Source organism: Cupriavidus sp. 05N39 (genome assembly GCF_056397325.1).
Window position 1 is genome coordinate 1 of sequence record NZ_JBFTNE010000432.1, and the last position, 350, is coordinate 350.

Consider the following 350-nt stretch of genomic DNA (forward strand, 5'->3'; position numbering starts at 1 on the left):
CTTGCACCCTCCGTATTACCGCGGCTGCTGGCACGGAGTTAGCCGGTGCTTCTTCTGCGGGTAACGTCAATSRACGMGGTTATTAACCKCATCSCCTTCCTCCCCGCTGAAAGTACTTTACAACCCGAAGGCCTTCTTCATACACGCGGCATGGCTGCATCAGGCTTGCGCCCATTGTGCAATATTCCCCACTGCTGCCTCCCGTAGGAGTCTGGACCGTGTCTCAGTTCCAGTGTGGCTGRTCATCCTCTCAGACCAGCTACGGATCGTCGCCTTGGTGGGCCTTTACCCCGCCAACTAGCTAATCCGACATCGGCTCATCTATCCGCGCAAGGCCCGAAGGTCCCCTG

General features: G+C 57.8%; 1 rRNA gene. It reads right to left on the reverse strand.

The annotated features are described in order from the left end of the window. Window positions 1-350 (reverse strand): 16S ribosomal RNA (locus AC1DN0_RS42055); the annotation flags it as partial.